This is a genomic window from Curvibacter lanceolatus ATCC 14669, assembly GCF_000381265.1.
In the GTDB taxonomy this organism is placed as follows: Bacteria; Pseudomonadota; Gammaproteobacteria; order Burkholderiales; family Burkholderiaceae_C; genus Curvibacter; species Curvibacter lanceolatus.
In genome coordinates, this window is record NZ_KB906280.1 from 25,744 (window position 1) to 48,765 (window position 23,022).

The window sequence follows — 23,022 nt, forward strand, 5'->3', positions numbered from 1 at the left end:
GAAACTCAAAGTCAGCCCGCACCGGGCGCACGGCACCCATGGGATTCAGAGAAACACTTCGCCACCAGTTCGACAGCCTGACTCCGGCCCAGCAGCAAGCCGCCAAGTACGTGCTGGACCACCCCAACGAGGTGGTGACCAGTTCGATGCGGGCCGTGAGTGCCCGCATGGCCATGCCGCCAGCGTCCCTGGTGCGCTTTGCGCAGCAACTGGGTTTTGACGGCTGGCCCGCGCTCAAGGAGGCGCTGCAGCAGGATCTGGGACTGGATGTCGAGCCCTATGCGCAAAAAGCCAAAGGCCTGGTCGGCCGGGTCAGCGACAACGGCCTGGTCGCCGAGATGTTCAAGGTCCATCGGGCCAATCTGGAGTTCACGGAAGCCCGGAACACCGCAGGCCTGCAACGCGCGGCCACCTTGTTGGAGAACGCTCGGGTGGTTCATGTGGCGGGCTTTCGTGCCTGCCTGCCGGTGGCCTACTCCCTGATGTACGTGTACCGCCTGTTCCGCGATTCGGTGACCCTGCTGGATGGCATGGGGGGCGCTCTTGAAATGCAGATGCGGGCCATCCAGCCCGATGACGCCGTGACGATCGTGAGCTTCAGCCCCTATTCCAGAGAGGCCGTCGCGGTGGCCCAGCAGGCCCGGGAGACCGGCTGCAAGGTGCTGGCGCTGACGGATGCGCCTTCATCACCCCTGGCTTTGCTGGCCGACGAAGCCTTGTTTTTCTCCACCCGCAGCCCCTCCTTTTTCCCCTCCATCGCGGCTGCCCAGGCCTTGTCGGAAGCACTGCTCGAGCTCTTGGTGAGCCGAGCTGGCAAGGAGGGGGTCACGCGCCTTGAGCAGGCCGAGCGACAGCTTGTTGAATCGGGCGCTTACCAACGCCAATGAAGAAGGGTGCCGGCCCCTCGCGCCCCAGGCCTGCCCCACGCCGCGCGCAGTAGCCCTCGATGAAGACGGGCCAGCACCACGGGCCAGGGTCGTTCAAGAGGGCGTGTGCTGCCCACACCCGCGAGCCATGACTCGCGGACGCTTGCACCGCTGTTCAGAACGGCGTGCTGCCCGACAGGCTGATGCGTTTGAGCACGCGGCGCTGGGCCGGGTTGAATTCGGTGCGGCCATGCAGTGTGATCTGGTTGTCCCAGTACACCACGTCGCCCACCTGCCAGCGGTGGGTGTAGGCAAAGCGATCCTGCAGCAGGTGGGCGCGCAGGCGTGCGATCAGGGCCGCGCCGGCTTGGGGCTCGTAGCCCACAAGTTCCACCTCGGTGCCTTCGCCCAGGAACAGGGCACGGCGGCCGCTGTCGGGGTGGGTGCGCACCAGCGGGTGGGCCACCCAGGGCGTGACGGGTTCGATGTCGGGTGTGCGGTAGTCCACCTTGCCGCCGGGCAGCGGCTTCTTGGAGCGCAAGAAGGGGTTGTAGGTGATCAGCTGCAGGCCGTCGATCTCGCGGCGGGTGGCCTCGTCCAGCGCGTCGTAGGCCAGGGCCAGGTTGCGCCAGGTGGTATCACCCCCCTGGGCGGGCACCTCCAGGGCCAGCAGCAGCGAGCCGGCCGAGGGCTGGGGTGTCCAGTGGTGGTCGGCGTGGGCCGGCAGCTCGTGGTTGCCCAGCAGGCCGTCGTCCACGTTGGACACGCGCACCACGTCAGGCGTGTTGCCATACGGGTCCGAGCCCAGCACCGGCGCGTTGCGCGGGGACGTGAACACGGTGCCGAAATGCAGCGTGAAGTCGAGGTACTGCTGATCGCTGGGCGACTGGCCCGAGAACACCAGGATGTGGTGGCGGCGCAGCGCGGCCTTCAGGGCCAGCACCTGGGCTGCGGTGGGCCGATCGCGCAGGTCGATGCCACTGACCCGGGCCCCCAGTGGCGCGTCCAGCGGAGTGATGTGCAGCGTGCCCAGGTTGTTCGAGTCCAGGCGGACGGGGGTTGTCTCGGTGTCGGTGGGGCGGAGTACGGCGGACATGGCGACCCTTGTCATTGGCCGCTTGCGGCAGCCGGGTTGTGGATGGTTGGAATCGAAGGGGATGCTAGGGGCCGCCCCCTGGCCCACCAAGGAAGAAAAGCAGATATGCACATGCGGGGTGGTCGCCCTGCCCGCGGCCGACTTCTCCCTGCAATACCTGGACAAGGCTGTGGACAAACCGTGCCCACCGACTGCAAAGCAGGCTTAACTTGTTGATTTGAAAGGGCTTGCCTTGCCCTGCTTAAAAATTGGGCAGGGCAAGGTCGTGGCGCGGCCAGGCCGCTTCAGGTGTTTCAGGCCTGCGCTGTGGCCAGCTCCGTGGCCGCTGTCGTGGTCTCGGGGCCCTGCCACAGCGCATGGGCATACAGCGCCTCGGTGAAGTCGGGTGGCACCGGGGCATTGAAGCGCTGCTCGTGCAGTGGCCAGTCGCTCAGGAACAGCGACTGGCTGATGTGGCGCACCACGCGCGGCACGTCGCGGCGCAGGCTGGGAACGTCGCCCAGGGGCAGGCCGCTGCTCACAAAGCCGCCGGGGTTGTAGATGTGGATGTGCTGCAGCCAGGGCGCGGTGCCGGCCACTTTCTCCTGCAGCTCGCTGCCCAGGCCCAGGTAGGGGTGGCTGGCCAGGCCCTCATGGCGCTCGTGGGCCGGGGGCTGGTAGCGGTCGCGCCATTGGGCGGCCAGGGGGGCCAGACTGGCCAGTTCGGGGCGCAGGGCCAGGTCGGCGTGGAAGCCGGTGCCAGCGATCACGTAGTCGAAGTCGAAGCGTTCACCGCCCACTTCGGCACGCACCTGGCCTTCGTGGGCGTGTGCGGCCTGCCAGGTCACGCCCAGGTGCAGGTGGAACTGCGGGTGCTTGAGCACGCGCTGGATCGAGTCGGCCGGTGCGGTCGAGCCGGCCTGCTGGTAACGCAGGGCCTGGGTCCAGCGCACCGCGTCGGGCAGCAGCGGGTAGTTGTCGTAGGCACCGGGGTAGCCACGGGCGCGCAGCACCGGCAGGGCCGCCAGGTGCTCGCGGCGGGCGAACAGGCGCACCTCGGCGGCGCCCTGCTCCAGGGCCACGCCGGCCGCATCAAAGGCCGAGGCGGCGCCGCCGATCACGGCCACGCGGCGGTTGCGCAGGGCATTGAAGTCGATCAGGTCCGAGGTGTGGGCCCACAGCTTGCGCGGCAAGCCGGCCACCACGGCGGGGATGTTCGGGGCGCCGCTGCCGGCCACGCCATTGCCCAGGATCAGCTTGCGCGTGGTCTCGGTGCGGGGCTGGCCGGCCACCTCCAGGTGCAGGCGCAGGTGCTCGGGCACCAGGCCCTGGGCGGGCACGGGTTCGATGCGCAGCAGCCGGGTCTGGTAGCGCACCTGCAAGCCGGTGATCTCGCGGAACCAGCTCAGGTACAGCGGCCATTCGAGGCGCGGGATGCGGTCGAGCGCGGCAAACGCGGCCTCGCCGTGGCGTGCCTCGTACCAGGCCTGAAAGCCCAATGCAGGCAAGCCCAGTTCGGGGCCCACCAGGTTCTTGGGTGTGCGCAGTTGCTGCATGCGGGCGCGGTGGCGCCACAGACCGGCGCCGGCCTCGTCAGCCGCGGCGTCGACCACATGGAGCTTGCGGATGCCGGCGCGCTGCAGCGCAAAGGCAAAGGTACTGCCGGTGTGCCCCGAGCCCACCACCGTGACATCGTGGTCGATGCCCGGGTGCGGGCTGACCCAGTTGTCGGGCGGGGCGCCGATCCAGCGCAGGGTTTGCAGGGCGGCAGCGTCCAGGGAGGGGTCGATGTGTGACATGGTGTGCGGGCCGCGGACGGGCGCGGTCATCGGGGTGGTTGAACAGGCTGGCGGCCATGTTCATGCCGTGGCAGGGCCAGGGTCAATTGAGATTTCCGTCTGTGCTTATGCGAGGGTGATGCGCCCCATGCGGCCCCGGTATGGTCCTGAGAAGTGGGCGATCACGGGGCCCCGGGGCCGTCTGCTTTAATCGCTCATCGACTGGAATCGCCATGCCCTACGCATCTTCTCTTCTGCTGCTCGCTGCGGTGTACCTGGCCGTGCTGGCCAGCCCTGGGCCGAACTTCTTCATCCTCAGTCAGCTGTCGCTGGATGGCCGGCAGCGCGATGCGCGTTGGACGGTGCTGGGCCTGGTGACGGGGTCGGTGTTGTGGGTGGTGTTGTCGATGGCCGGCCTGTCGGCCCTGCTGGCCAGCCACCCCCTGGTAGCCACCGCTGTGCGCCTGCTGGGGGCGGCCTACCTGGTCTGGTATGGGGCGATGTTGCTCAGGTCGGCCTGGCCTTCACGGGGCGGCCAGCAGCGCAACGGCCCCCGTTCCCTGGCTGCCACGCACTCAGCGGGCGCGGCCTACCGGGTGGGGCTGATGACCGGGCTCACCAACCCCAAGAGCGCCGTGTTCTGGACCAGTGCCTTTGCCACCCTGCTGCCCGCGGTTTCGCCGGCCTGGTTCAAGGTGCTGGTGGTGCTGATGGTCTTGCTGCTGTCGCTGGGTTGGCACCTGGGCATCACGCTGGTGTTTGGTCTGCCGGCACTGCGGCAGCGTTACCTGCGTCTGGAGCGCGCCATCAATGGCATGGCGGGCGGCGCGCTGGTGCTGCTGGGGGTGCAGCGGGTGGTGGGGCGCTGAGCATGTGCAGCGCGCTGTTTTGCTGGGCTGGGCTATCAACCCGTTCTAAACTGTCGGCGCTCTCATCCGTCCCCTTGGATGAGGACGGATGTTTGCACAGGAGCCCCCATGAAGCGCTTGACCATGTCCCTGGACGACGACCTCGCCGATGCGTTTGACGCCATCGTCAGCGAGCGGGGCTATGAGAACCGGTCCGAGGCCTTTCGCGATCTCCTGAGGGCCGATCTGGGCAAGGCCCGGCAGCAGGACAACCCCGACGGTTTGTGCGTGGCCACGCTGAGCTATGTGTACAACCACCACCAGCGGCAATTGGCCCTGCGGTTGACCGACCTTCAGCACGAGCACCACGAGCTCACCATCTCGACCACCCATGCCCACCTGGACCACGACCATTGCGTGGAGGTGGTGATCCTGCGCGGCCAGACCCGCCTGGTGCAGGCCTTTGCCCAATCGGTCACCACCCAGGCGGGCGTCAGTCACGGGGCGCTGCACATCGTGCCGCTGGCGGCACACCACGCCCACGGGCATGAGCACCTGGTGCCCATGGTGGGCGCAGGCACCAGGCCGGTGCGCTAGCGGCCCAGGCCGCTTTCTGGGGTGCCTGCCTGTCTGCAGATGGCATGGCACGGATTTTGTATGATCATTTCTAGATTTATCATACAAACCCTGCCAACCCCAACCCACTCCACCCGGTTGCTGTCATGCATGACCTACCCACCGACTGGGGCGCCTTGTGTGCGCTCATCTTCCTGCTTGGCATGCGCCATGGCTTTGACGCCGACCACCTGGCCGCCATCGACGGCCTGACCCGCCTGAACCAGCAGCGCAGGGCCGGGGTGGCGCGTTATTGCGGGGCCCTGTTTTCGGCGGGCCATGGCGCCATTGTGCTGGCTATCGCCATCGTGGTGGGCTCAGTGACCGAGCGTTGGACGCCCCCGGCCTGGTTGGATGCCCTGGGGGCCTGGGTCTCGATCACCTTTTTGCTGGCCATCGGCGCCATCAACCTGCATGCGGTGCTGACGGCCACACCGGGCAAGACCGTGCCCCTGGTGTCGTTGAAGGGGCGTTTTCTGGGGCGGCTGGCGCAGGCGCGCAGCCCTTTGGGCGTGGCGGCGGTCGGGGCCTTGTTTGCCTTGTCGTTCGACACGGTCACGCAGTCGGTGATGTTTGCCGCCACGGGCGCCCAGTTTGGCGGCGTGATCCCGTCGGTGACGCTGGGCTTGCTGTTTGTGCTGGGCATGCTGGTCACCGATGGCTTGAACGGCTGGTGGATTGCCCGGCTGATCGCCCGTGCCGACGAGATCGCTGCCCTGGCCTCGCGGGTCATGGGGGTGGCCGTGGCCGGCGTCAGCCTGTTGGTGGCGGCCCTGGGCATCAGCCGTCTGGTGTCGCCGGCCTTCGAGGCCTGGAGCGACGGCAAGGAACTGGCCTTTGGCGCCTTGCTGGTGCTGAGCCTGGCCGCCAGCTACCTGCTGGCGCGGACCCTGGCGGCGCGCCGCCCGCCAGCCCGGCAGCACGCGCCGTGACCCGCATGGAGCACGTGCAGATGCAAACCAGGCAGGGTGTGAAGACACGGACGGGCATGAGCCGTCTTCAGGGAAAGGCGCAGCTGCGCCACACGACCCTGGCCCTGGCGGTAGCCTGGGCCTGTTCTGCCGCGCAGGCCCAGCCAGCCGCACCAGCCCAAGCTGCGCCTGCACCCGACAGCGAGGCCTCGGCTGCCCCCCAGCCCCCCAGCCTGGCACCGATCAACATCACAGGCCGCCACTACGACAACTCGGTCGGCAGCAGCGATGCCGCCTCGCAAGGGGTGATCCGATCCGAGCTGCTGGCCAGCCGGCCCGCGCTGCGCCCGGGTGAGGTGCTGGAGTTTGTGCCCGGCTTGATCGTCACCCAGCACTCGGGCGACGGCAAGGCCAACCAGTACTTTCTGCGCGGCTTCAACCTGGACCACGGCACCGATTTCGCCACCCGCGTGGACGGCATGCCCGTCAACATGCCCACCCATGGGCACGGCCAGGGCTACTCGGACCTGAACTTTCTGATCCCCGAGCTGGTCGAGCGCATCGAGTACCGCAAGGGCCCGTACTTTGCCACCCATGGCGACTTTGCCGCTGCCGGCGCGGCCGACATCCTTTACAAGACCCGGCTGGACGCCCCGTTTGCCCAGGTCTCGGTGGGCCAGAACGGCTACCGGCGCGGGTTGGCGGCCGACTCCATTCAGCTGCGTGACGACCTGACGCTGCTGGGCGCGGTGGAGTGGATGGGCAACAACGGGCCCTGGACCGTGCCTGAGGGCCTGCACCGCCAGAACGCGGTGCTGCGCCTGACCCAGGGCACGCGCGAGCGCGGCAGCACGCTGAGCCTGATGGCGTATGAAGCCCGCTGGAACTCCACCGATCAGGTGCCCCAGCGCCTGATCGATGCCGGCAGCTACAACGGCCGACCCTTTGGCCGCTACGACTCGGTGGACCCCACCGACGGCGGCAGCACCTCGCGCTACAGCCTGTCGGGCGAATGGCACGACCGTGACCGCACAGGCGAGACCCGGGTCTCGGCCTACGCGATGAAGTATTCGCTCAAGCTGTTCTCGAACTTCACCTACGCCATGGACCGCCCCGCCACCGGCGATCAGTTCTCGCAGCAGGACGAGCGCAAGGTCTTTGGCGGCCAGGCCTCCAGGGCCTGGAACCACACGCTGGCCGGCCTGGACGCGCGCACGGAAGTGGGCATGCAACTGCGCAACGACCGCATCCATGTGGGCCTTTACGACACCCAGGCGCGCCAGATCATCGCCACCACCCGCGTGGACGATGTGCGTGAGACCCTGCTCGGCGTGTATGGCCAAAGCACCGTGCAACTGACACCCTGGCTGCGCAGCGTGCTGGGCTTGCGGGGTGATACAGCGCGCTTTGCCGTCAACAGCCTGAGCAACCCCGCCAACTCGGGCAGCGCCCGCGCCAGCCAACTCTCGCCCAAGTTCACGCTGGTGGCCGGCCCCTGGGCCCAGACCGAGTTCTTCTTCAACACTGGCAAGGGCTTTCACAGCAACGACGCCCGTGGCACCACGGCCAAGGTCGACCCCAGGACCGGCGACCCGGTGCAGGCCGTGCCCGGCCTGGTCGCCGCCCGCGGCTGGGAGTTGGGCGTGCGCACCGAAGCCATCGCCAACTTGCAAAGCTCAGTGGCGTTCTGGCGCCTGAACTCAGACTCGGAGCTGGTCTATGTGGGCGATGCCGGCAGCACCGAGGCCAGCGGCGCCAGCCGCCGCCACGGCATCGAGTTCAACAACCGCTGGACGCCCAGCCCCCACTTTTTGCTGGACGCCGACCTGGCGCTCACCCATGCGCGCTTTGCCAATGGTGAGCGCATCCCCAATGCGGTGGACTCGGTGGCCTCGGTCGCTGCCACGGTCAAGGACATCGGCCCCTGGTCGGCCAGCCTGCAGTGGCGCTACCTGGGCAGCGGCGCATTGGTCGAGGACAACTCGGTGCGCAGCACCCCCGCCTCCACCTTCAACCTGCGCGTGACCCGCAATCTGCTGGACCTCAGCCGCGGCCCCGCCAGCCTGACGGTGGATGTCTTCAACCTCTTCAACCGCAAGGTGGACGACATCCAGTACTACTACGCCTCGCAGCTGCCCGGCGAGGCCTCGGCAGTCAATGGCCGGGTGGTGCATCCGGGCGAGCCGCGTTCGGTGCGGGTCACTTACAGGGTGGCTTTCTGAGGCGGCCCTCGACAAAGGGTGTGGGGGCAGGGGCTGGTTCTGTGGCGTCGCAAAATGGGGGCTTGAGCCTCATCGGCCCCTCAGGAGAAATCAAATGAAAGTTGACGGCCAATGCCATTGCGGCGCCATTGCCTACGAGGCTGAAGTGCAGGAAGGCAGCATCTCGGTCTGCCATTGCAATGACTGCCAGATTCACTCGGGCTCAGCCTTTCGGGCCAATATTTCAGCACCTGCCGCGAGCTTTCGCTTGCTCCGTGGCACGCCCAACACCTACATCAAGACGGCCGCCAGCGGTGCCCGACGGGTGCTGGCGTTTTGTGGCCACTGCGGCACCCCGGTCTATGCCTGCGCGGCCGAAGCGCCCACGGCGTATTCATTGCGCGTTGGCACGCTGAATCAGCGGCACGAACTCGGCTCGCCCATGCGGCAGATCTGGACGCAGCGGCGCCTGCCCTGGGTGACCCTGCCCGACGACGTGGCGGCTTTTCACGGGCAGCCTTGATCAGCCTGTTTTGAAGGCGCTGACAAGTTGTTTGGCCGGGCCTGGTTCGGTTTGAACAGCCAGTTGAGCGCCCCGCAGAGCCGGGTCGCTTCATGTGATGGTCGATGGTCGATGGGGCGGGCACCTTCAAGGTTGGTCCCATCATGGCGTGGTGGTCGATCTCCAAAATACCAACACGGCCAAACCCAGGCAGGCCGTCAGCACGATGCCAAAAGCCAGGTAGGCAGGCACTGGCAGGGCTGCGGTGATTCCAATCGCCAGGGCTGCGCAGCCCATCTGCAGAAAGCCCAGCAAGGCCGAAGCAGCGCCGGCCTGCTGCCCAAAAGGCTGCAGGGTGATGGCGGTGCCCAGTGGGTTGATCAGGCCCATTCCAAGCAAAAACACGGTCAGTGCCAGAGTGAAGTAATAGATATTTTGCGGGCCGACCAGCAGGGCGATCGTGCCACCGAACGCGATGACGAGCCCCGTGCGGGCTGCTCGAACAGCTCCCCACCGGCGCGCCAGGCGCGGCGCCAGCATACCGGCGCCGAACACGACAAACACCGTGGCGGCAAACAACAGCGCCATGCCAAGCGGCGAGAACCCAAACCCTTCCATCAAGAGGGCAGGTGCCATGCCAAAGAACGAGTACAGGGCAGCGATGACCAGGCTGACTGACAGGGCTGGTGCAATGAAGCGGCGGTCCAGCAGCAATCGTCCGTAGGTTTTGAGCACGGCAGGCAAGGAGAGGGCAACGCGCCGATCGGCAGCATGGGTCTCGCCCAGCCGGAGGGCGTAATGGCCACCCAGCAAAATCGCCATCACGCCGACCACCGCGAACGTCGCACGCCAGCCCAGCAGGCTGTTGAACACGCCCCCGAGCAGCGGCGAGAAGCCTGGCGCTGCGGCCATCGCCACCATGATCAACGACAACGCGCGCGCCAGGGCGGTGCCGTCGAACAGGTCTCGGGCGATGGCGCGTGACAGCACCGAGGTGGCGCACACGCCCAGGGCTTGCACGATGCGCCCCGTAATGAGCTGGGGCAGTTGGGTGGCTGCAGCACACATGGCACAACCGGCAACGAATACCGCCAGGCCGCACAGGACCAATCGCTTGCGTCCGAAACGGTCTGACAAGGGCCCGACGAACAGTTGGCCCACTGCGAAGGCCACGAAGAAGGTCCCCAGCGTTGCACTCAGGTCTTTCACCGAGGTGCCCAACTCTGCACCCATGGCGGTGAAGGCGGGCAGGATGATGTTGGTGGCCAAGGAGCCCAGCGATGCCAAGCCGGCCAGCAGGAGCAGCAGTTCGCCCGTCAAGGGCATCTGCGTGTGCGTGGCTCCATCGGCGGTCGTGGCTTGTATTTGCTTTTGCATTGTTCAGTTGAGGTGGAAGGGGTGTGAATGGGGCGGGGCGCTGGGCGCTTCTGACGCGGTGGGCCGTCAGTGGCCGTAGGAAACCTGATAGAGCTCGACCATTTCGCAGTCAGGCGCGGAGCTGGCGAAGCTGTAGCGAACCTCATCGGCATTGAGGCCCCAGCGCTCCTGAACATCGACCAGGCCGACGCGGTGGTTGATCTGAACAACACGAAAACGCAGCAGCGGGGCCAGGTTTGCCCGTGGCACCGCACACAAGGTGGTGTGAGCGTCGGGATCCGGTAGCACCAGGCAACTGTCGCCCGCGTGAATCACCAGCACATGGGCCCCTCTTGGGAAAAATCGGCCGTCCACCTGAGTGTCTTTGACGACCCGCATCATCGATTGCATCTCGGTCTCCTTTGGGGCTTGCCGCAATCGCCCACACCTAGCCAATGGATGGGACGTCTTCATGCTGTGGATTGTAGGTGCAATGATTGCATATGCAATAGAAAAATGGCAAGATCATCAGCAGCTGCCTGGGGCTGGCAATGTCAGCAAGCGCTTGGCAGCGCGAGGGCTGGTGGCGACAGCCGCATTCAAGCGGCCCGGCCCCTGTCTGAATCCTCTTCAACCGTCCTGCTCGCACGTCAAGGAGTCCCCATGAGCCAGCCCGACATTGTTTTGTGCGCACCTGTTCGCACGCCGATTGGTACCTTTGGCGGTGCACTGAAAGACACCCCCGTCACCGCGCTGGGCGCCGCTGTGGTCCGCGAAACCTTGCGGCGCGCCGGGCTGGCGCCTGAGGCCGTCAGTACCGTGGTGCTGGGGCAGGTGGTACAGGCTGGGGCCAGGATGAACCCTGCGCGTCAAGCCGCCGTGGGTGGCGGCCTTCCTGTGCAGGTGCCAGCGTTGACGGTCAACCGGGTCTGTGGATCTGGCGCCCAGGCCATCGCGAGCGCCGCATTGGAGGTGGCGGCAGGCTACGCCAAGGTGGTGATTGCCGGCGGTATGGAGAACATGGATCAGGCCCCCTACCTCTTTCCCAGCGGGCGCTGGGGCCATCGCATGGGCGATGCGTCGTTGCTCGATAGCCTGCTGCGCGATGGTCTTTGCGATGCCTTCAGCGGCCAGCATTCGGGATGGCACACGGAAGACCTGGTCCAGCAGTACAAGATCACGCGCGAAGACCAGGACCGCTGGGCTGCGCGCTCACAACAGCGTTTCAGTGAGGCCCAGGCGGCCGGACATTTCGACGATGAAGTCGTGGCCATCGAACTGGCCGGTCGCAAAGGGCCCGTGCGATTCGAGCGTGACGAGGCCAACCGCCCCGGCACGACGGCAGAAGCACTGGCCAAGCTCAAGCCGGCTTTTCGAGAGGGCGGCACGATCACGGCTGGCAATGCACCTGGCCTGAACAGCGCCGCGTCGGCATTGATTGTGGCGGAGCGCAGCCATGCCGACCGGCTGGGGCTTCAGCCATGGGCGCGTCTGGTGGCCCACGGGGTGGCTGCTGTGGAGCCCGGCATGTTCGGCATCGGCCCCGTACCCGCTGTGGCGCTTGCGTTGGAGCGCGCCGGATGGACGCGAGCTGACATTGAACGCATCGAGATCAACGAGGCCTTTGCTGCCATCACGTTGGCTTGTCTGCGCGAGTTGGGCTTGCCGGAAGACATCGTCAATGTGGAGGGCGGGGCCATTGCCCATGGCCATGCCATCGGTGCCACAGGCGCCGTGCTGACCACCCGACTGTTGCATTCGATGCGCCGAGACGGTCTGAAGAGAGGCGTTGTCACCTTGTGCATCGGTGGGGGCCAAGGCATTGCTCTCGCGCTCGAGTTGCTTTGAGAGGAGGTTCGATCATGGGCCCTCTTTACCTCGAAGACTTCGTGCCGGGACAGCGCTTTGCCGGTGCCACACGCATCCGTATCGATGAACCTCGGGTCAAAACCTTTGCAGCAGAGTTCGACCCTCAGCCTTTTCATCTCGATGACAGGGCGGCCAGTGTGTCCATTTTCCGCAGCTTGGCGGCCAGCGGCTGGCATACCGCCGCTGTGACCATGCGTTTGCTCATCGACAGCGGCCTCCAACCAGCCGGAGGCATTGTGGGGGCTGGATTCGACGAACTGCGTTGGCCCGTTCCGGTGCGGCCGGGCGACGAGTTGCGCGTGGAAAGCGAGATCCTCGAAGTGCGCCCCTTGCGATCCAGGCCTGGGCAAGGCGTCATCAAGGTTCGAACCAACACCCTCAATCAAAGAGACGAAATCGTCCAGACCTCGGTGGGAAATTTGATGGTCATGACCCGCACCACGAAAGACAACTTGTCATGAGCACCCCTCGCTTGTCCCTTGCCACGGCACAGGCGCCATCCATGAAGGCACGATGAACACACAGACCAACCCCCTAGGATTCCAGATGACAGAGAGACAAAGTAGCGAAGAGTGGATTCTTCAACAAGCAAGGGCCCGGCAGCGTGCTCAAGACGGGGGCGGGCAGGCGGGTATCGCGCCGCTTGCAAAGCTCGCTGGCAAGTCGGGGCTGCAGGTACTGGAAGCCATGATGTCAGGTGAATTGCCCTATCCCCCCATGAACGAAACACTCGGTCTGGACTTGATCGAGATCGGAGATGGGCATGCCGTGTTCCAAGGCATTCCGTCCCGTGCCCACTGCAACCCCATGGGCACCGTGCATGGCGGCTGGTACAGCACCTTGTTGGACTCTGCGCTGGGCTGTGCCGTGCAGTCAAAGTTGCCAGCGGGTCGTGCGTACACCACCGCAGAACTCAGCGTCAAACTTGTCCGATCCGCCTCGGAAAAGACCGGCCCGCTTCGCGCCACTGCCCATGTGGTTCATCACGGAAAACAGTTGATCACTGCCGAGGCGAAGGTCTTTGACGCGGAAGGCAGGCTCTATGCGCACGCGACCACCACCTGCCTTGCGTTTGAGCTTGCCCCCGCGATGCGTTGATGGAGCACTGACACCCGTTCCGTGCAGCGGGCTCTCACCAAGTGACCAAGGTGCCAGGGACCCTGCTCAATGCCCCCATGGGAAGTGCGCCAGACAGGGGAAGCGTCATGAGGCTCTGGCACGCCGGCTTGGCCGCGGCCAGCTGCAATGGCATCGCCAGGGCACGCGGTACTTGATCTGGCTGGCCATCGGGGGCTTTCCCATCGCAACCCTTTGGAGCGTCTGCACCGCGATGCCCTGCGTGGTCGAATCCAGGCCCCCAGAATGACGTCTTGAGGGTGGCGGCTGGATGTGCCTCGTTCAGCCGCTACGTTCCTGCCAGCGTGTAAAACCCACGCCCCTTCGGCTTGGCAGGGCATCAGGGTCAGGACTTGGCCTGCACTGGCACGGGCGCCGACTCCCACCCGCCCCCCAGCGCTTTGAAAGTCGCCACGGCCGAGCGTGCAAATTCAAGCTGCGCCTGCACGCGTGCGTCGGTGGCTTGCAGCAATATTTCGTCAGCGCGCAAGACCTCGATCATGCTGACCACGCCTTTTTGGTAAGCCGAGAGCGATGACGCCCGAGCCCGGCTCAGCGACTCGACGCCTGCCGTCAATACAGTCACCTGCTCTTGGCGCCGGGTGTAGGCCGAGAGCGAGTTCTCGACGTCCTCGGTGGCCTTCAGGGCTGCCAGCCGGTAGGCGGCCAGCGTCTCGGCCTCTTGACCCTTGGCTTGCTCGATTTGCGCATTGATTCGCCCGAAGTCGAAGAGACGCCAACGCAGTCCCAACACCCCTGTGGCCTGTGCAGCCCCGCCTGAGAAAAGGTTGCTGCTCGATACGGTGGTTGCGCTGCCCACCAGGCCGCTGAGGGACAGCTTGGGGTAGTACTCCGAGACCGCCGCGCCAATGCGCGCGTTGGCGGCCGCCAGGCGCCGCTCGGCCACGATCAGGTCGGGGCGACGCCGCAGCAGATCGCTGGGCGACCCTGTCGCAATGCCTGTGGGGGTGGCTGGAATCTCGCCGGGTGCCACCAGTTCTGAGCGATGGGTACCGGGCGGCGTCCCGAGGATGACATCCACGGCGTTCATCGCCGTGTCCAGTGAAGACTCCAGCACGGGCAAGGCGGCTTTGGCTTGTGCGAGTGCCCCTTCTGTTTGTTGCGCTTGGAATTCAGGTGCGAGTCCTTTGCTGCTCAGCAAGCGAACCTTCGCCAGCAGGTCTTCCTGCGTCCGGACTTGCTGACGCGCCACGGTCAAACGTGCCTGCAGGCCTCGAATCATGATGTAGATGTCGGCAGTCTGCGCCGCCACGGCCAGTCGCGTGGCGAGGGCGCCTGCTTGCGATGACTGAAGCTCGGCGGCGGCGGCTTCCCGGCCCCGGCCCAGACTGCCGAACAGATCCAGCTCCCAGCTTCCGCCCAGGTTGGCCTCGTAGGCGCTGCCATCCCGGTCGAAGCCTGGGACGGAATTCAGAACCTGACCCAGCGGTGTCTGCACAGACTGATGGGCCCTGGCCGCCTGAGCGGACACCGCCCCGGAAGGCCGCAGTGCCGCGTCGGCCGCCCCAAGTCCCGCACGTGCCTGGGTGACCCGAGCCGATGCCTGGGCCAGGTCCAGGTTCTGCTCCAAGGCCAGCGCCACAAGCCGCGTCAGTTGGGGGTCCCCGAAGGCAGACCACCAGGTCACGAGATCAGCACGGGCTGGCGTTTGGGCCTCTTGGGCCTGATCCGTCCTGGCTTGGCCTTGGAACTGCGCGGGCAGGGCGATCTCAGGCCGGACGTAGTCCGGGCCCACGGCGCAGCCGGCGGACAGGCTGGCCACGACGATGGCGGCAAGGGTACTTTTGGGCAGCATATAGTTTCTTCCGATGAGATTCGTTTGTGACCATAATACCAAATAGTCACTAGTTGTCCAGTGCCCCAGACTCACGTAAGCTGTGCCCATGACCCACGCAAGTTCCCCTTCCACCACCGCCCGTGGCCCTGTTGACCACGAGGTGCGCAGCCAGATCGTTACTGCTGCCACGGAGCACTTCAGCCGCTACGGCTACGAAAAGACCACGGTCTCGGACCTGGCCAAGGCCATTGGCTTTTCCAAGGCCTATATCTACAAGTTCTTTGAGTCCAAGCAGGCCATCGGCGAGATGATCTGCGCCAATTGCCTGGGCGACATCGAGTCCGAGGTCAGGGCTGCGGTAGCGCAGGCCGAGCACCCGCCCGAGAAGCTGCGGCGCATGTTCAAGGCCATTGTCGAGGCCAGCCTGAGGCTGTTCTTCCAGGATCGGAAGCTCTACGAAATCGCGGCATCGGCCGCGACCGAGCGCTGGCAGACCACCCTCGTTTACGAGGCCAACATCCAGGCTTTGTTGCTGGAGGTTTTGCAGCAAGGGCGCCTCAGCGGCGACTTCGAGCGAAAGACGCCGATGGATGAATCGGTCGCCGCGATCCTTTTGGTGATGCGGCCTTACCTCAACCCTTTGATCCTGCAACACAGCCTCGACTACGCCGAACAAGCGCCCGCCCAACTCTCCAATCTGGTGCTTCGCAGCCTGTCTCCCTGACGGTTTTGTGTTTGTGACTATTGACTAAATTGGTCACAAGATTAAAAATGAAGGTCCCGATCAACCTGTTCAAGGGACTTTCATGCTTCGGCTCCGCCTCGCTACCCCGTTTCTCATCTGTGCCTTGCCGTTGGCCCTGGTCGCTTGCGGCGAAAAGGCGGTTTCTGATCCTCGCACCAGCCTGCCCGTGGTGCGTGTGGCCGTTGTGCAAGAGGCCAACTTGGCCTCACGGGCCTTCACGGGCACCGTCGCGGCCCGGGTGCAGAGTGACCTGGGCTTTCGGGTGCCGGGCAAGGTACTGGAGCGCCTGGTGGATGCGGGGCAGTCTGTCAAACGCGGCCAGGTGCTGATGCGCATCGACTCGGTTGACCTGAAGCTGGCCGCGCAGGCCCAGGATGAGGCTGTGCTGGCTGCCCGAGCGCGTGCCCGCCAGGCCGCTGACGACGAAGCGCGGTACCGCGATCTGCGTGGCACCGGCGCCATCTCGGCATCGGCCTATGACCAGGTGAAAGCGGCGGCGGACGCCGCGCAAGCCCAGCTCAGTGCCGCCGAGGCGCAGGCGCGCGTGGCCCTCAACGCCAGCCACTATGCCGAGCTGGTGGCCGACGGGGACGGTGTCGTCGTGGAGACGCTCGCTGAACCAGGCCAGATCGTGGCCGCTGGGCAGGTGGTGGTGCGGCTGGCCCGCGCCGGTCAACGTGAGGCGCTCATCCAGTTGCCCGAGACACTGCGCCCCACCATCGGATCGGCGGCAAAGGCGAGCCTGTTCGGCAAGGAGGGCGTTGAAGTGTCCGCCCGGCTGCGACAGCTATCCAACTCAGCCGATCGCTCGACCCGCACCTTTGAGGCCCGTTACGTGCTCGAAGGCGATTTGGCCCAGGCCCCGCTGGGATCGACGGTGGTGATTCGCGTCAATGACCGAGGCACCGCCACGGGCGGGAGCTTCAACGTGCCATTGGCGTCGCTGTACGACGCAGGTCAGGGCCCTGGGGTGTGGGTCATACGCGGCGAGCCGGCCCGGGTCAGTTGGCAGCGGGTGGCCGTCGAGCGTCTGGATGATTCCAGTGCCCAAGTCACGGGCAAGATCAAACCGGGGGACCGGATCGTGGCACTCGGTGCGCACCTGCTGCGCGAAGACCAAGAGGTCAAATTGCTGGACGTTGTCGCCACCGCTGCCGGCCAAGGAGCACGTCCGTGAGCGAAAGCCGATTCAATCTGTCCGCGCTTGCGGTGCGCGAGCGATCCATCACGCTGTTCCTGATCTTCTTGATCTCGGTCGCGGGCATCGTGTCGTTCTTCAAACTCGGGCGCGCTGAGGATCCGCCGTTCACGATCAAGCAGATGACCATCGTCACCGCCTGGCCGGGTGCCACGGCGCAAGAGATGCAGGATCAGGTGGCCGAGCCGCTGGAAAAGCGCATGCAGGAATTGCGCTGGTATGACCGCACCGAAACCTACACCCGCCCCGGCCTGGCCTTCACCCTGGTCTCGCTGCTCGACAGCACCCCGCCTTCGGCGGTCCAGGAGGAGTTCTACCAGGCCCGAAAGAAGGTGGGAGACGAAGCCCGGAAACTGCCGGCGGGTGTCATCGGCCCCATGGTCAACGATGAGTACGCCGACGTCACCTTTGCCCTCTACGCCCTCAAGGCCAAGGGCGAACCCCAAAGACTCTTGGTGCGCGACGCGGAAGCGCTGCGCCAGCAATTGCTGCACGTGGCCGGTGTCAAGAAGGTCAACATCATCGGTGAGCAGCCCGAGCGCATCTTCGTGTCCTTCTCCCATGACCGCCTGGCCACACTGGGCGTCACCCCGCAGGATATTTTTGCGGCGCTCAACAGCCAGAACCTGCTGACCCCGGCCGGATCCATCGAAACCAAGGGGCCTCAGGTCTTTGTGCGCGTCGATGGTGCCTTCGACACCCTCGAGAAGATCCGGCAGACCCCGATCGGGGCGCAGGGGCGCACGCTCAAGTTGTCGGATGTGGCAAGCGTTGAGCGCGGGTATGAAGACCCCGCCACCTTCATGATCCGCAACGGCGGCGAGCCCGCTTTGCTGCTCGGCGTGGTGATGCGTGACGAATGGAACGGGCTGGACCTGGGCAAGGCCCTGGAGGCCAAGGTCAGCAGCATCAACGCAGAACTGCCGCTGGGCATGACGCTGACCAAGGTGACCGATCAGGCCGTCAACATCAGCTCGGCGGTCGACGAGTTCATGGTCAAGTTCTTTGTGGCCTTGCTCGTCGTGATGGTGGTCTGTTTCGTCAGCATGGGCTGGCACGTCGGCATCGTGGTGGCGGCGGCCGTCCCGCTGACGCTGGCTGCGGTGTTCGTGGTCATGGCGGCCACGGGCAAGAACTTCGACCGCATCACGCTGGGCTCGCTGATCCTGGCGCTGGGCCTGCTGGTGGACGACGCCATCATCGCCATCGAGATGATGGTGGTGAAGATGGAAGAAGGGTACAGCCGCATCGCTGCGTCGGCCTATGCCTGGAGCCACACGGCCGCGCCCATGCTGTCCGGCACGCTGGTCACAGCCATCGGCTTCATGCCCAATGGATTCGCCCGATCCACCGCTGGCGAGTACACCAGCAACATGTTCTGGATCGTTGGCATCGCGCTGATGGTCTCCTGGCTTGTCGCCGTGGCGTTCACGCCCTACCTGGGTGTCAAGCTCCTGCCTGAGTTGCCTCAAATCGAGGGCGGGCATGAGGCCATCTACAACACGCCGCGCTACAACCGCTTTCGCCAGGTGCTGGGCCGGGTCATCGCGCGCAAGTGGCTGGTGGCGGCCACGGTGGTGACGCTGTTCGTCATGTCCGTGCTGGGCATGGCCGTGGTCAAGAAGCAGTTCTTCCCGACCTCGGACCGGCCAGAAGTGCTGGTGGAGGTGCAGATGCCCTATGGCACCTCGATCCAACAGACCAGCGCCGCCACCGCCAAGGTCGAAGCCTGGCTGGCCAAGCAGGAAGAGGCCGTCATCGTCACCGCTTACATCGGTCAGGGCGCGCCGCGCTTCTTCCTGGCCATGGCGCCTGAACTGCCGGATCCGTCCTTCGCCAAGATCGTGGTGCTCACCGGCAACGACAAGGAGCGCGAGGCCCTCAAGTTCAGGCTGCGCCAGGCCATTGCCGACGGTTTGGCCCCCGAGGCGCGCGTGCGCGTCACCCAGATCGTGTTCGGGCCGCCTTCTCCCTTCCCTGTGGCCTACCGTGTGATGGGGCCCGACCCCGACAAGCTGCGCGAGATCTCTGCCCAGGTCGAGGCCGCGCTGCAGGCCAGCCCGATGATGCGCACCGTCAACACCGACTGGGGTCCCCGTGTACCCACCCTGCATTTCACCCTCGACCAGGACCGGCTCCATGCTGTCGGGCTGAGTTCGAGCTCGGTGGCGCTGCAGTTGCAGTTTCTCCTGAGCGGGGCGCCGCTGACAGAGGTGCGCGAGGACATCCGCGCGGTGCAGGTGGTCGGCCGTGCTGCGGGCGACATCCGTCTCAACCCCGCAAAGATCGCTGGCTTCACCCTGGTCGGCGCGACCGGGCAGCGCATCCCGCTGTCGCAGGTGGGCAAGGTCGAAGTGCGCATGGAAGACCCCATCCTGCGCCGGCGTGACCGCACCCCGACCCTCACCGTGCGGGGCGACATCGCCGAAGGCTTGCAGCCGCCCGATGTTTCAGCGGCCATGACCCAGCAGCTGAAGCCCATCATGGACAAACTGCCCAGTGGCTACCGCCTCGTGGAGGCCGGCACCATCGAGGAGTCGGGCAAGGCGACAGTCGCCATGCTGCCGATCTTCCCCATCATGCTGGCGGCCACCCTGCTGATCATCATCCTGCAGGTGCGCTCGATCTCGGGCATGGTCATGGTCTTCCTGACCAGCCCCCTGGGCTTGATCGGGGTGGTGCCCACCTTGCTGTTGTTCCATCAACCCTTTGGCATCAACGCACTGGTTGGCCTGATTGCCCTGTCCGGGATCCTGATGCGCAACACGCTGATCCTGATCGGGCAGATCCGTGAGAACGAAGCGGCTGGCCTGGACCCGTTCCGCTCGGTGGTGGAAGCCACGGTGCAACGGGCTCGCCCTGTGATCCTGACCGCACTGGCGGCGATCTTTGCCTTCATCCCGCTCACCCATTCGGTGTTTTGGGGAACCTTGGCCTACACCCTCATCGGCGGCACCATGGCCGGCACGGTCATGACGCTGGTGTTCCTGCCTGCCATGTACGCCATCTGGTTCAGGATCCGGCCGACCGCCCAGCCAGGCTGATCCCACTGTTGATTCACACCCCCCATCAAGGAATAGCCATGTCGAACTCCAAAGTCGTTGTTGTGACCGGCGTGTCGTCGGGCATCGGGCGCGCCGTTGCCATCCGGTTTGCCGAGCAGGGCTGCTGGGTCTTTGGCACCGTGCGCGATACCGCCAAAGCCCAAGCCATCCCCCATGTGACCCTGGTGGCGATGGATGTCCGCGACGGTGCGTCGGTCGAGCGCGGTGTCCAGTCCATCATCGCGCAGGCCCAGCGCATCGATGTGCTGGTCAACAGCGCAGGCGTCACCTTGCTGGGCGCTGCAGAAGAAACCTCTGTTGAGGAGGCGCAGGCCCTTTTTGATACCAACCTCTTCGGCCTGCTGCGGGTCATCCAGGCCGTGCTGCCGCACATGCGTCGGCAGCAGGCCGGCCGCATCGTCAATGTCAGCTCGGTGCTGGGCTTTCTTCCTGCCCCGTACATGGCGCTTTACGCCGCCTCCAAGCATGCCGTTGAAGGCCTGGCCGAAACGCTGGATCACGAGGTTCGCCAATTCGGCGTTCGGGTCTCGTTGGTCGAACCCTCCTTCACCAAGACCCACCTGGATCTGAACGCCCCGCGGGCAGCGGCCAAACTGGCCGCCTACAGCCATGAGCTTGGTATGGCCTCCAAGGCGATTGAGAACAAGGTGAAAAATGGGCCCTCGCCTGACGGGGTGGCCCACTCGATCGTCAATGCCGCACTGGGCCCCTGGAAGATGCGCCACACGCCCAAAGGCGAAGCATCGCTCCTGGCCAAGCTGCGCCGTTTCATGCCGGCCGGCCCCGTGGAGAAGGGCATCCGGAAGACGTTCGGATTGGCTTGATGGCGCTTGTGCCGCTGGACCGGGCCGCAAGGCGAGAATAGGAAACCCCATGGACTACCTCCACTCGATACGCGTCTTCCAATGCGTGATCGACGAAGGCAGCTTTGCCGCCGCTGCGCGCAAGATGGACCTGTCTCCCGCCATGGTGACCCGTCAGATCAAGTACCTCGAAGACACCCTGGGCGCTCGACTGCTGAATCGCACAACCCGGGGCATGGCCCTCACCAGCGCGGGCGAAGGTTATCTGCAGCGGCTTCGCCCCATCCTCTGCGAACTCGAAGATGCGGCCGACCAGGCGCGAGCCCATTCCAGCGGCATCAAAGGCAACTTGCGTGTATCAAGCACCTCCCTGGTCGCGGTCAACCTGCTGGCGCCCTGCGTGACGGATTTTCAGAAACTGCACGCTGCAGTGCAGGTGGAAATTCACACCACGGACCACCCGGGGCAGGCGCTGAAACAACACGACCTGTCCATCCTGAAACACGATGAGCACTTCAATGCCGACGTGGTGGTGCGCCCCGTGCTGGACATGAACTATGTCTTGTGCGCATCGGTAGGCTACCTGCAGCAGCATGGTGTACCGAAGACGCCGGAAGAACTCGCCACGCATCGCATGGTGCGCCTGCGCCCCCCAGGCTCACGACTGCAAGCGGTGGGGCTGGTGAACCCCGCAGAGCGCGATCGAACCGTCGAGCTCTCCTGCGCCTGGTCTGTCATCTCCAATGACGATGAGACAGCCTATCAGGCCGCCTTGTCTGGCGCAGGCCTGGCGCTGTTGCCCGAGCTCGCCTTGAACGGGCGCCCCCATGGCGGTCAGCTGCGGCGTGTGATGGCCCCGTGGGTCAGCGTGGACCGGCTCAGGCTGGTGGCCACCTTGCCCAGTCGCCACTTTGTGCCGCAACGCACCCGTGCGTTTCTCGAGTTCTTCATCCAGCACGTGCAACGGGCTGCAAATGGGGCGGCGATGGGGGCCGCAATGGGGGCGGCCATGGTGCGGCAGCCCATGGTGGCGGAGGGGGCTGCCCAATAGAGCCTTGATCCAGGGCCATCAGCTGTTGCGGGGGCATGCTGCAGTCCGTCAAAGGCACACCCGCAAGACCTCGCAGAGCGTATCCAACACGCCTGCTGACAAGAACGGCGAGCGCAAGACCTTGTACTCTCCTGGCAAGTGGCTCCGCACCAGCGGCTCGACCAGTTTCAGCCCGGCGTCGCTGTTGGTCAGCAGAACCAGGGCATCGCCCGAGGCCGGTACGGCGAGCACAAACGCGCGGTAGCCGGGGTTGTTGCCCCACTGCCAGAACCGGGTGCCGGCGCCGTCTGCCGAGGTTTCCAGCCCCCAGCCCAAGCCCCAAGCCAGGTTCAAGCGCGCGTCGACGTTCACGGGCGATTCGGCGGTCATCGCCTGCAGGGCCGGATCGCGCAGCCAGGCGATCACAAAGCGGGCATAGTCATCCCCGGTGGTGTAGAGGCTGTAGGCTGCCACGGGCTGGTTCATGAGTACCTGCTTGCGCGGTGCCCCATTGGCTTTGGTGCCTGGCAGCAAGTGGTCGCCGATCCGGGGTGTCCAGCGGTAGCTGCTGAGGCCCATGCCCAGCGGGGTGAAGACCAGCGCTTGCATCACTTCGTCCAGCGGGCGCTGCATCACGCTTTCAACCGCCCGCTGCAGCAGCACATAGCCCTCTCCGGAATAGGACCAGCGCTCGCCCGGCGTGCCTTCAAAGCGCAGCGGGCCCGAGGCCCAGTTGGGCAGCCCTGCCGTGTGCTGCAACAGCATGCGCACGGTCACGGCACCCAGGCGCGGGTCGGTCACGACATCGCTTTGGGTGGCCAACTCAGGGTGCAGTGGATTGAAGGCATGCCGATAGCCTTGGGGCGGGTACTGCAGCACGGGCGCGTCCAGCGCCAGCCGCCCCTGTTGCACGAGCTTCAGCACCGCATAGGCGAACACCGGTTTGCTCAGTGATGCGGCCTGGAACACGCTGTCAGGCGGCACCTGCAGCGCAGGATCGCAGCCCGATGCCGTCGTGACAGATTGAAGTTCGCGCTGCCGGATCACCGCCACCGCTGCGGCGCACACATGGTGTTGCCGGGCCAACTGCGGCAACGGCTCGCTGGGGGCGGCAGACGCGGCCGTGGAGCCCGGAGCAAGGCCGGCTTTGGGCGGTGAGGCACAAGACACCACCAGCAACAGCGCGGCCATCCAGCTGGAGCGGCCGAAGCCGCGCAGGGCAGAAGTCAGGGTTCGAGACATGCGC

20 protein-coding genes are annotated in these 23,022 nt (G+C 65.6%); 14 read left to right on the forward strand and 6 right to left on the reverse strand.

Going from position 1 to position 23,022, the window contains the following annotated elements:
• Positions 1–38: 38 nt before the first annotated feature.
• A complete protein-coding gene (locus F624_RS0128035) occupies positions 39–887 on the forward strand; it encodes a MurR/RpiR family transcriptional regulator (RefSeq protein WP_019577706.1) in 849 nt (282 codons plus the stop codon).
• A gap of 154 nt (positions 888–1,041) precedes the next feature.
• Here F624_RS0128035 and F624_RS0128040 read toward each other — a convergent pair whose 3' ends face one another.
• Positions 1,042–1,962 (reverse strand): TauD/TfdA dioxygenase family protein, encoded by a 921-nt coding sequence (locus F624_RS0128040; RefSeq protein WP_019577707.1) that lies wholly within the window; start codon positions 1,960–1,962, stop codon positions 1,042–1,044.
• A gap of 293 nt (positions 1,963–2,255) precedes the next feature.
• On the reverse strand, positions 2,256–3,770 hold the full coding sequence (locus F624_RS0128050) for a SidA/IucD/PvdA family monooxygenase (RefSeq protein ID WP_019577709.1): 1,515 nt from the start codon (positions 3,768–3,770) through the stop codon (positions 2,256–2,258).
• Positions 3,771–3,952: 182 nt separating this feature from the next.
• On the opposite strand from F624_RS0128050, the gene F624_RS0128055 reads away from it, so the two are divergent.
• The 5 genes from F624_RS0128055 (at position 3,953) to F624_RS0128075 (ending at position 8,817) form a co-directional block, all read left to right on the forward strand.
• Positions 3,953–4,588 (forward strand): LysE family transporter, encoded by a 636-nt coding sequence (locus F624_RS0128055; protein WP_031256532.1) that lies wholly within the window; start codon positions 3,953–3,955, stop codon positions 4,586–4,588.
• 108 nt (positions 4,589–4,696) lie between these two features.
• On the forward strand, positions 4,697–5,164 hold the full coding sequence (gene nikR / locus F624_RS0128060) for a nickel-responsive transcriptional regulator NikR (RefSeq protein WP_019577711.1): 468 nt from the start codon (positions 4,697–4,699) through the stop codon (positions 5,162–5,164).
• 125 nt (positions 5,165–5,289) lie between these two features.
• Entirely contained in the window at positions 5,290–6,114 is an 825-nt protein-coding gene (locus tag F624_RS0128065; protein ID WP_019577712.1) for a HoxN/HupN/NixA family nickel/cobalt transporter, read from the forward strand.
• Positions 6,115–6,170: 56 nt separating this feature from the next.
• A complete protein-coding gene (locus F624_RS0128070) occupies positions 6,171–8,315 on the forward strand; it encodes a TonB-dependent receptor (protein ID WP_051107549.1) in 2,145 nt (714 codons plus the stop codon).
• A 94-nt stretch (positions 8,316–8,409) separates the two neighbouring features.
• Complete coding sequence (locus F624_RS0128075; RefSeq protein WP_019577714.1) at positions 8,410–8,817, forward strand: GFA family protein; 408 nt, start codon at positions 8,410–8,412, stop codon at positions 8,815–8,817.
• 141 nt (positions 8,818–8,958) lie between these two features.
• Here F624_RS0128075 and F624_RS0128080 read toward each other — a convergent pair whose 3' ends face one another.
• Together F624_RS0128080 and F624_RS0128085 are read right to left on the reverse strand one after the other, a co-directional pair.
• Positions 8,959–10,173: a multidrug effflux MFS transporter gene (locus F624_RS0128080; RefSeq protein WP_019577715.1), complete on the reverse strand. Its 1,215-nt coding sequence runs from the start codon at positions 10,171–10,173 to the stop codon at positions 8,959–8,961.
• 66 nt (positions 10,174–10,239) lie between these two features.
• Positions 10,240–10,563: a hypothetical protein gene (locus F624_RS0128085; RefSeq protein WP_157443666.1), complete on the reverse strand. Its 324-nt coding sequence runs from the start codon at positions 10,561–10,563 to the stop codon at positions 10,240–10,242.
• Positions 10,564–10,815: 252 nt separating this feature from the next.
• Between F624_RS0128085 and F624_RS0128090 the strand changes: the two genes are divergently transcribed.
• Genes F624_RS0128090 through F624_RS0128100 form a run of 3 tightly spaced genes read left to right on the forward strand, consistent with a single transcriptional unit; the run spans position 10,816 to position 13,119 of the window.
• Positions 10,816–12,000, forward strand: coding sequence for a thiolase family protein (locus tag F624_RS0128090; RefSeq protein ID WP_019577717.1), 1,185 nt, complete (start codon positions 10,816–10,818; stop codon positions 11,998–12,000).
• A 14-nt stretch (positions 12,001–12,014) separates the two neighbouring features.
• Positions 12,015–12,482, forward strand: a complete 468-nt coding sequence (locus tag F624_RS0128095) for a MaoC family dehydratase (RefSeq protein ID WP_019577718.1) — start codon at positions 12,015–12,017, stop codon at positions 12,480–12,482.
• 52 nt (positions 12,483–12,534) lie between these two features.
• Positions 12,535–13,119 (forward strand): PaaI family thioesterase, encoded by a 585-nt coding sequence (locus F624_RS0128100; RefSeq protein WP_019577719.1) that lies wholly within the window; start codon positions 12,535–12,537, stop codon positions 13,117–13,119.
• Positions 13,120–13,483: 364 nt separating this feature from the next.
• Here the strand turns inward: F624_RS0128100 and F624_RS0128105 are convergent, their stop codons facing one another.
• Entirely contained in the window at positions 13,484–14,953 is a 1,470-nt protein-coding gene (locus tag F624_RS0128105; protein ID WP_019577720.1) for an efflux transporter outer membrane subunit, read from the reverse strand.
• 88 nt (positions 14,954–15,041) lie between these two features.
• Between F624_RS0128105 and F624_RS0128110 the strand changes: the two genes are divergently transcribed.
• The 5 genes from F624_RS0128110 (at position 15,042) to F624_RS0128130 (ending at position 21,797) form a co-directional block, all read left to right on the forward strand.
• Positions 15,042–15,659 carry a TetR/AcrR family transcriptional regulator gene (locus F624_RS0128110; RefSeq protein ID WP_031256533.1) on the forward strand — a complete coding sequence of 206 codons (618 nt, stop codon included), beginning with the start codon at positions 15,042–15,044 and terminating at the stop codon, positions 15,657–15,659.
• Between the two features lie 82 nt (positions 15,660–15,741).
• Positions 15,742–16,857: an efflux RND transporter periplasmic adaptor subunit gene (locus F624_RS0128115; RefSeq protein WP_031256534.1), complete on the forward strand. Its 1,116-nt coding sequence runs from the start codon at positions 15,742–15,744 to the stop codon at positions 16,855–16,857.
• Positions 16,854–19,922, forward strand: a complete 3,069-nt coding sequence (locus F624_RS0128120; RefSeq protein WP_019577723.1) for an efflux RND transporter permease subunit — start codon at positions 16,854–16,856, stop codon at positions 19,920–19,922. Before F624_RS0128115 ends, F624_RS0128120 begins: the two co-directional genes overlap by 4 nt.
• Before the next feature lie 38 nt (positions 19,923–19,960).
• Entirely contained in the window at positions 19,961–20,767 is an 807-nt protein-coding gene (locus tag F624_RS0128125; protein WP_019577724.1) for an oxidoreductase, read from the forward strand.
• 49 nt (positions 20,768–20,816) lie between these two features.
• Positions 20,817–21,797 carry a LysR family transcriptional regulator gene (locus F624_RS0128130; RefSeq protein ID WP_051107552.1) on the forward strand — a complete coding sequence of 327 codons (981 nt, stop codon included), beginning with the start codon at positions 20,817–20,819 and terminating at the stop codon, positions 21,795–21,797.
• Between the two features lie 48 nt (positions 21,798–21,845).
• Here the strand turns inward: F624_RS0128130 and F624_RS0128135 are convergent, their stop codons facing one another.
• Positions 21,846–23,018, reverse strand: a complete 1,173-nt coding sequence (locus tag F624_RS0128135; protein ID WP_019577726.1) for a serine hydrolase domain-containing protein — start codon at positions 23,016–23,018, stop codon at positions 21,846–21,848.
• Between the last annotated feature and the right edge of the window lie 4 nt (positions 23,019–23,022).

What these genes read in the sequence shown, in the direction of transcription:
- F624_RS0128035 (WP_019577706.1), top strand. Translation starts at nt 39, where the DNA reads ATGGGATTCAGAGAAACACTTCGCCACCAGTTCGACAGCCTGACTCCG.
- F624_RS0128040 (WP_019577707.1), bottom strand. Translation starts at nt 1,962, where the DNA reads ATGTCCGCCGTACTCCGCCCCACCGACACCGAGACAACCCCCGTCCGC.
- F624_RS0128050 (WP_019577709.1), bottom strand. Translation starts at nt 3,770, where the DNA reads ATGACCGCGCCCGTCCGCGGCCCGCACACCATGTCACACATCGACCCC.
- F624_RS0128055 (WP_031256532.1), top strand. Translation starts at nt 3,953, where the DNA reads ATGCCCTACGCATCTTCTCTTCTGCTGCTCGCTGCGGTGTACCTGGCC.
- nikR (WP_019577711.1), top strand. Translation starts at nt 4,697, where the DNA reads ATGAAGCGCTTGACCATGTCCCTGGACGACGACCTCGCCGATGCGTTT.
- F624_RS0128065 (WP_019577712.1), top strand. Translation starts at nt 5,290, where the DNA reads ATGCATGACCTACCCACCGACTGGGGCGCCTTGTGTGCGCTCATCTTC.
- F624_RS0128070 (WP_051107549.1), top strand. Translation starts at nt 6,171, where the DNA reads ATGAGCCGTCTTCAGGGAAAGGCGCAGCTGCGCCACACGACCCTGGCC.
- F624_RS0128075 (WP_019577714.1), top strand. Translation starts at nt 8,410, where the DNA reads ATGAAAGTTGACGGCCAATGCCATTGCGGCGCCATTGCCTACGAGGCT.
- F624_RS0128080 (WP_019577715.1), bottom strand. Translation starts at nt 10,173, where the DNA reads ATGCAAAAGCAAATACAAGCCACGACCGCCGATGGAGCCACGCACACG.
- F624_RS0128085 (WP_157443666.1), bottom strand. Translation starts at nt 10,563, where the DNA reads ATGCAATCGATGATGCGGGTCGTCAAAGACACTCAGGTGGACGGCCGA.
- F624_RS0128090 (WP_019577717.1), top strand. Translation starts at nt 10,816, where the DNA reads ATGAGCCAGCCCGACATTGTTTTGTGCGCACCTGTTCGCACGCCGATT.
- F624_RS0128095 (WP_019577718.1), top strand. Translation starts at nt 12,015, where the DNA reads ATGGGCCCTCTTTACCTCGAAGACTTCGTGCCGGGACAGCGCTTTGCC.
- F624_RS0128100 (WP_019577719.1), top strand. Translation starts at nt 12,535, where the DNA reads ATGAACACACAGACCAACCCCCTAGGATTCCAGATGACAGAGAGACAA.
- F624_RS0128105 (WP_019577720.1), bottom strand. Translation starts at nt 14,953, where the DNA reads ATGCTGCCCAAAAGTACCCTTGCCGCCATCGTCGTGGCCAGCCTGTCC.
- F624_RS0128110 (WP_031256533.1), top strand. Translation starts at nt 15,042, where the DNA reads ATGACCCACGCAAGTTCCCCTTCCACCACCGCCCGTGGCCCTGTTGAC.
- F624_RS0128115 (WP_031256534.1), top strand. Translation starts at nt 15,742, where the DNA reads ATGCTTCGGCTCCGCCTCGCTACCCCGTTTCTCATCTGTGCCTTGCCG.
- F624_RS0128125 (WP_019577724.1), top strand. Translation starts at nt 19,961, where the DNA reads ATGTCGAACTCCAAAGTCGTTGTTGTGACCGGCGTGTCGTCGGGCATC.
- F624_RS0128130 (WP_051107552.1), top strand. Translation starts at nt 20,817, where the DNA reads ATGGACTACCTCCACTCGATACGCGTCTTCCAATGCGTGATCGACGAA.
- F624_RS0128135 (WP_019577726.1), bottom strand. Translation starts at nt 23,018, where the DNA reads ATGTCTCGAACCCTGACTTCTGCCCTGCGCGGCTTCGGCCGCTCCAGC.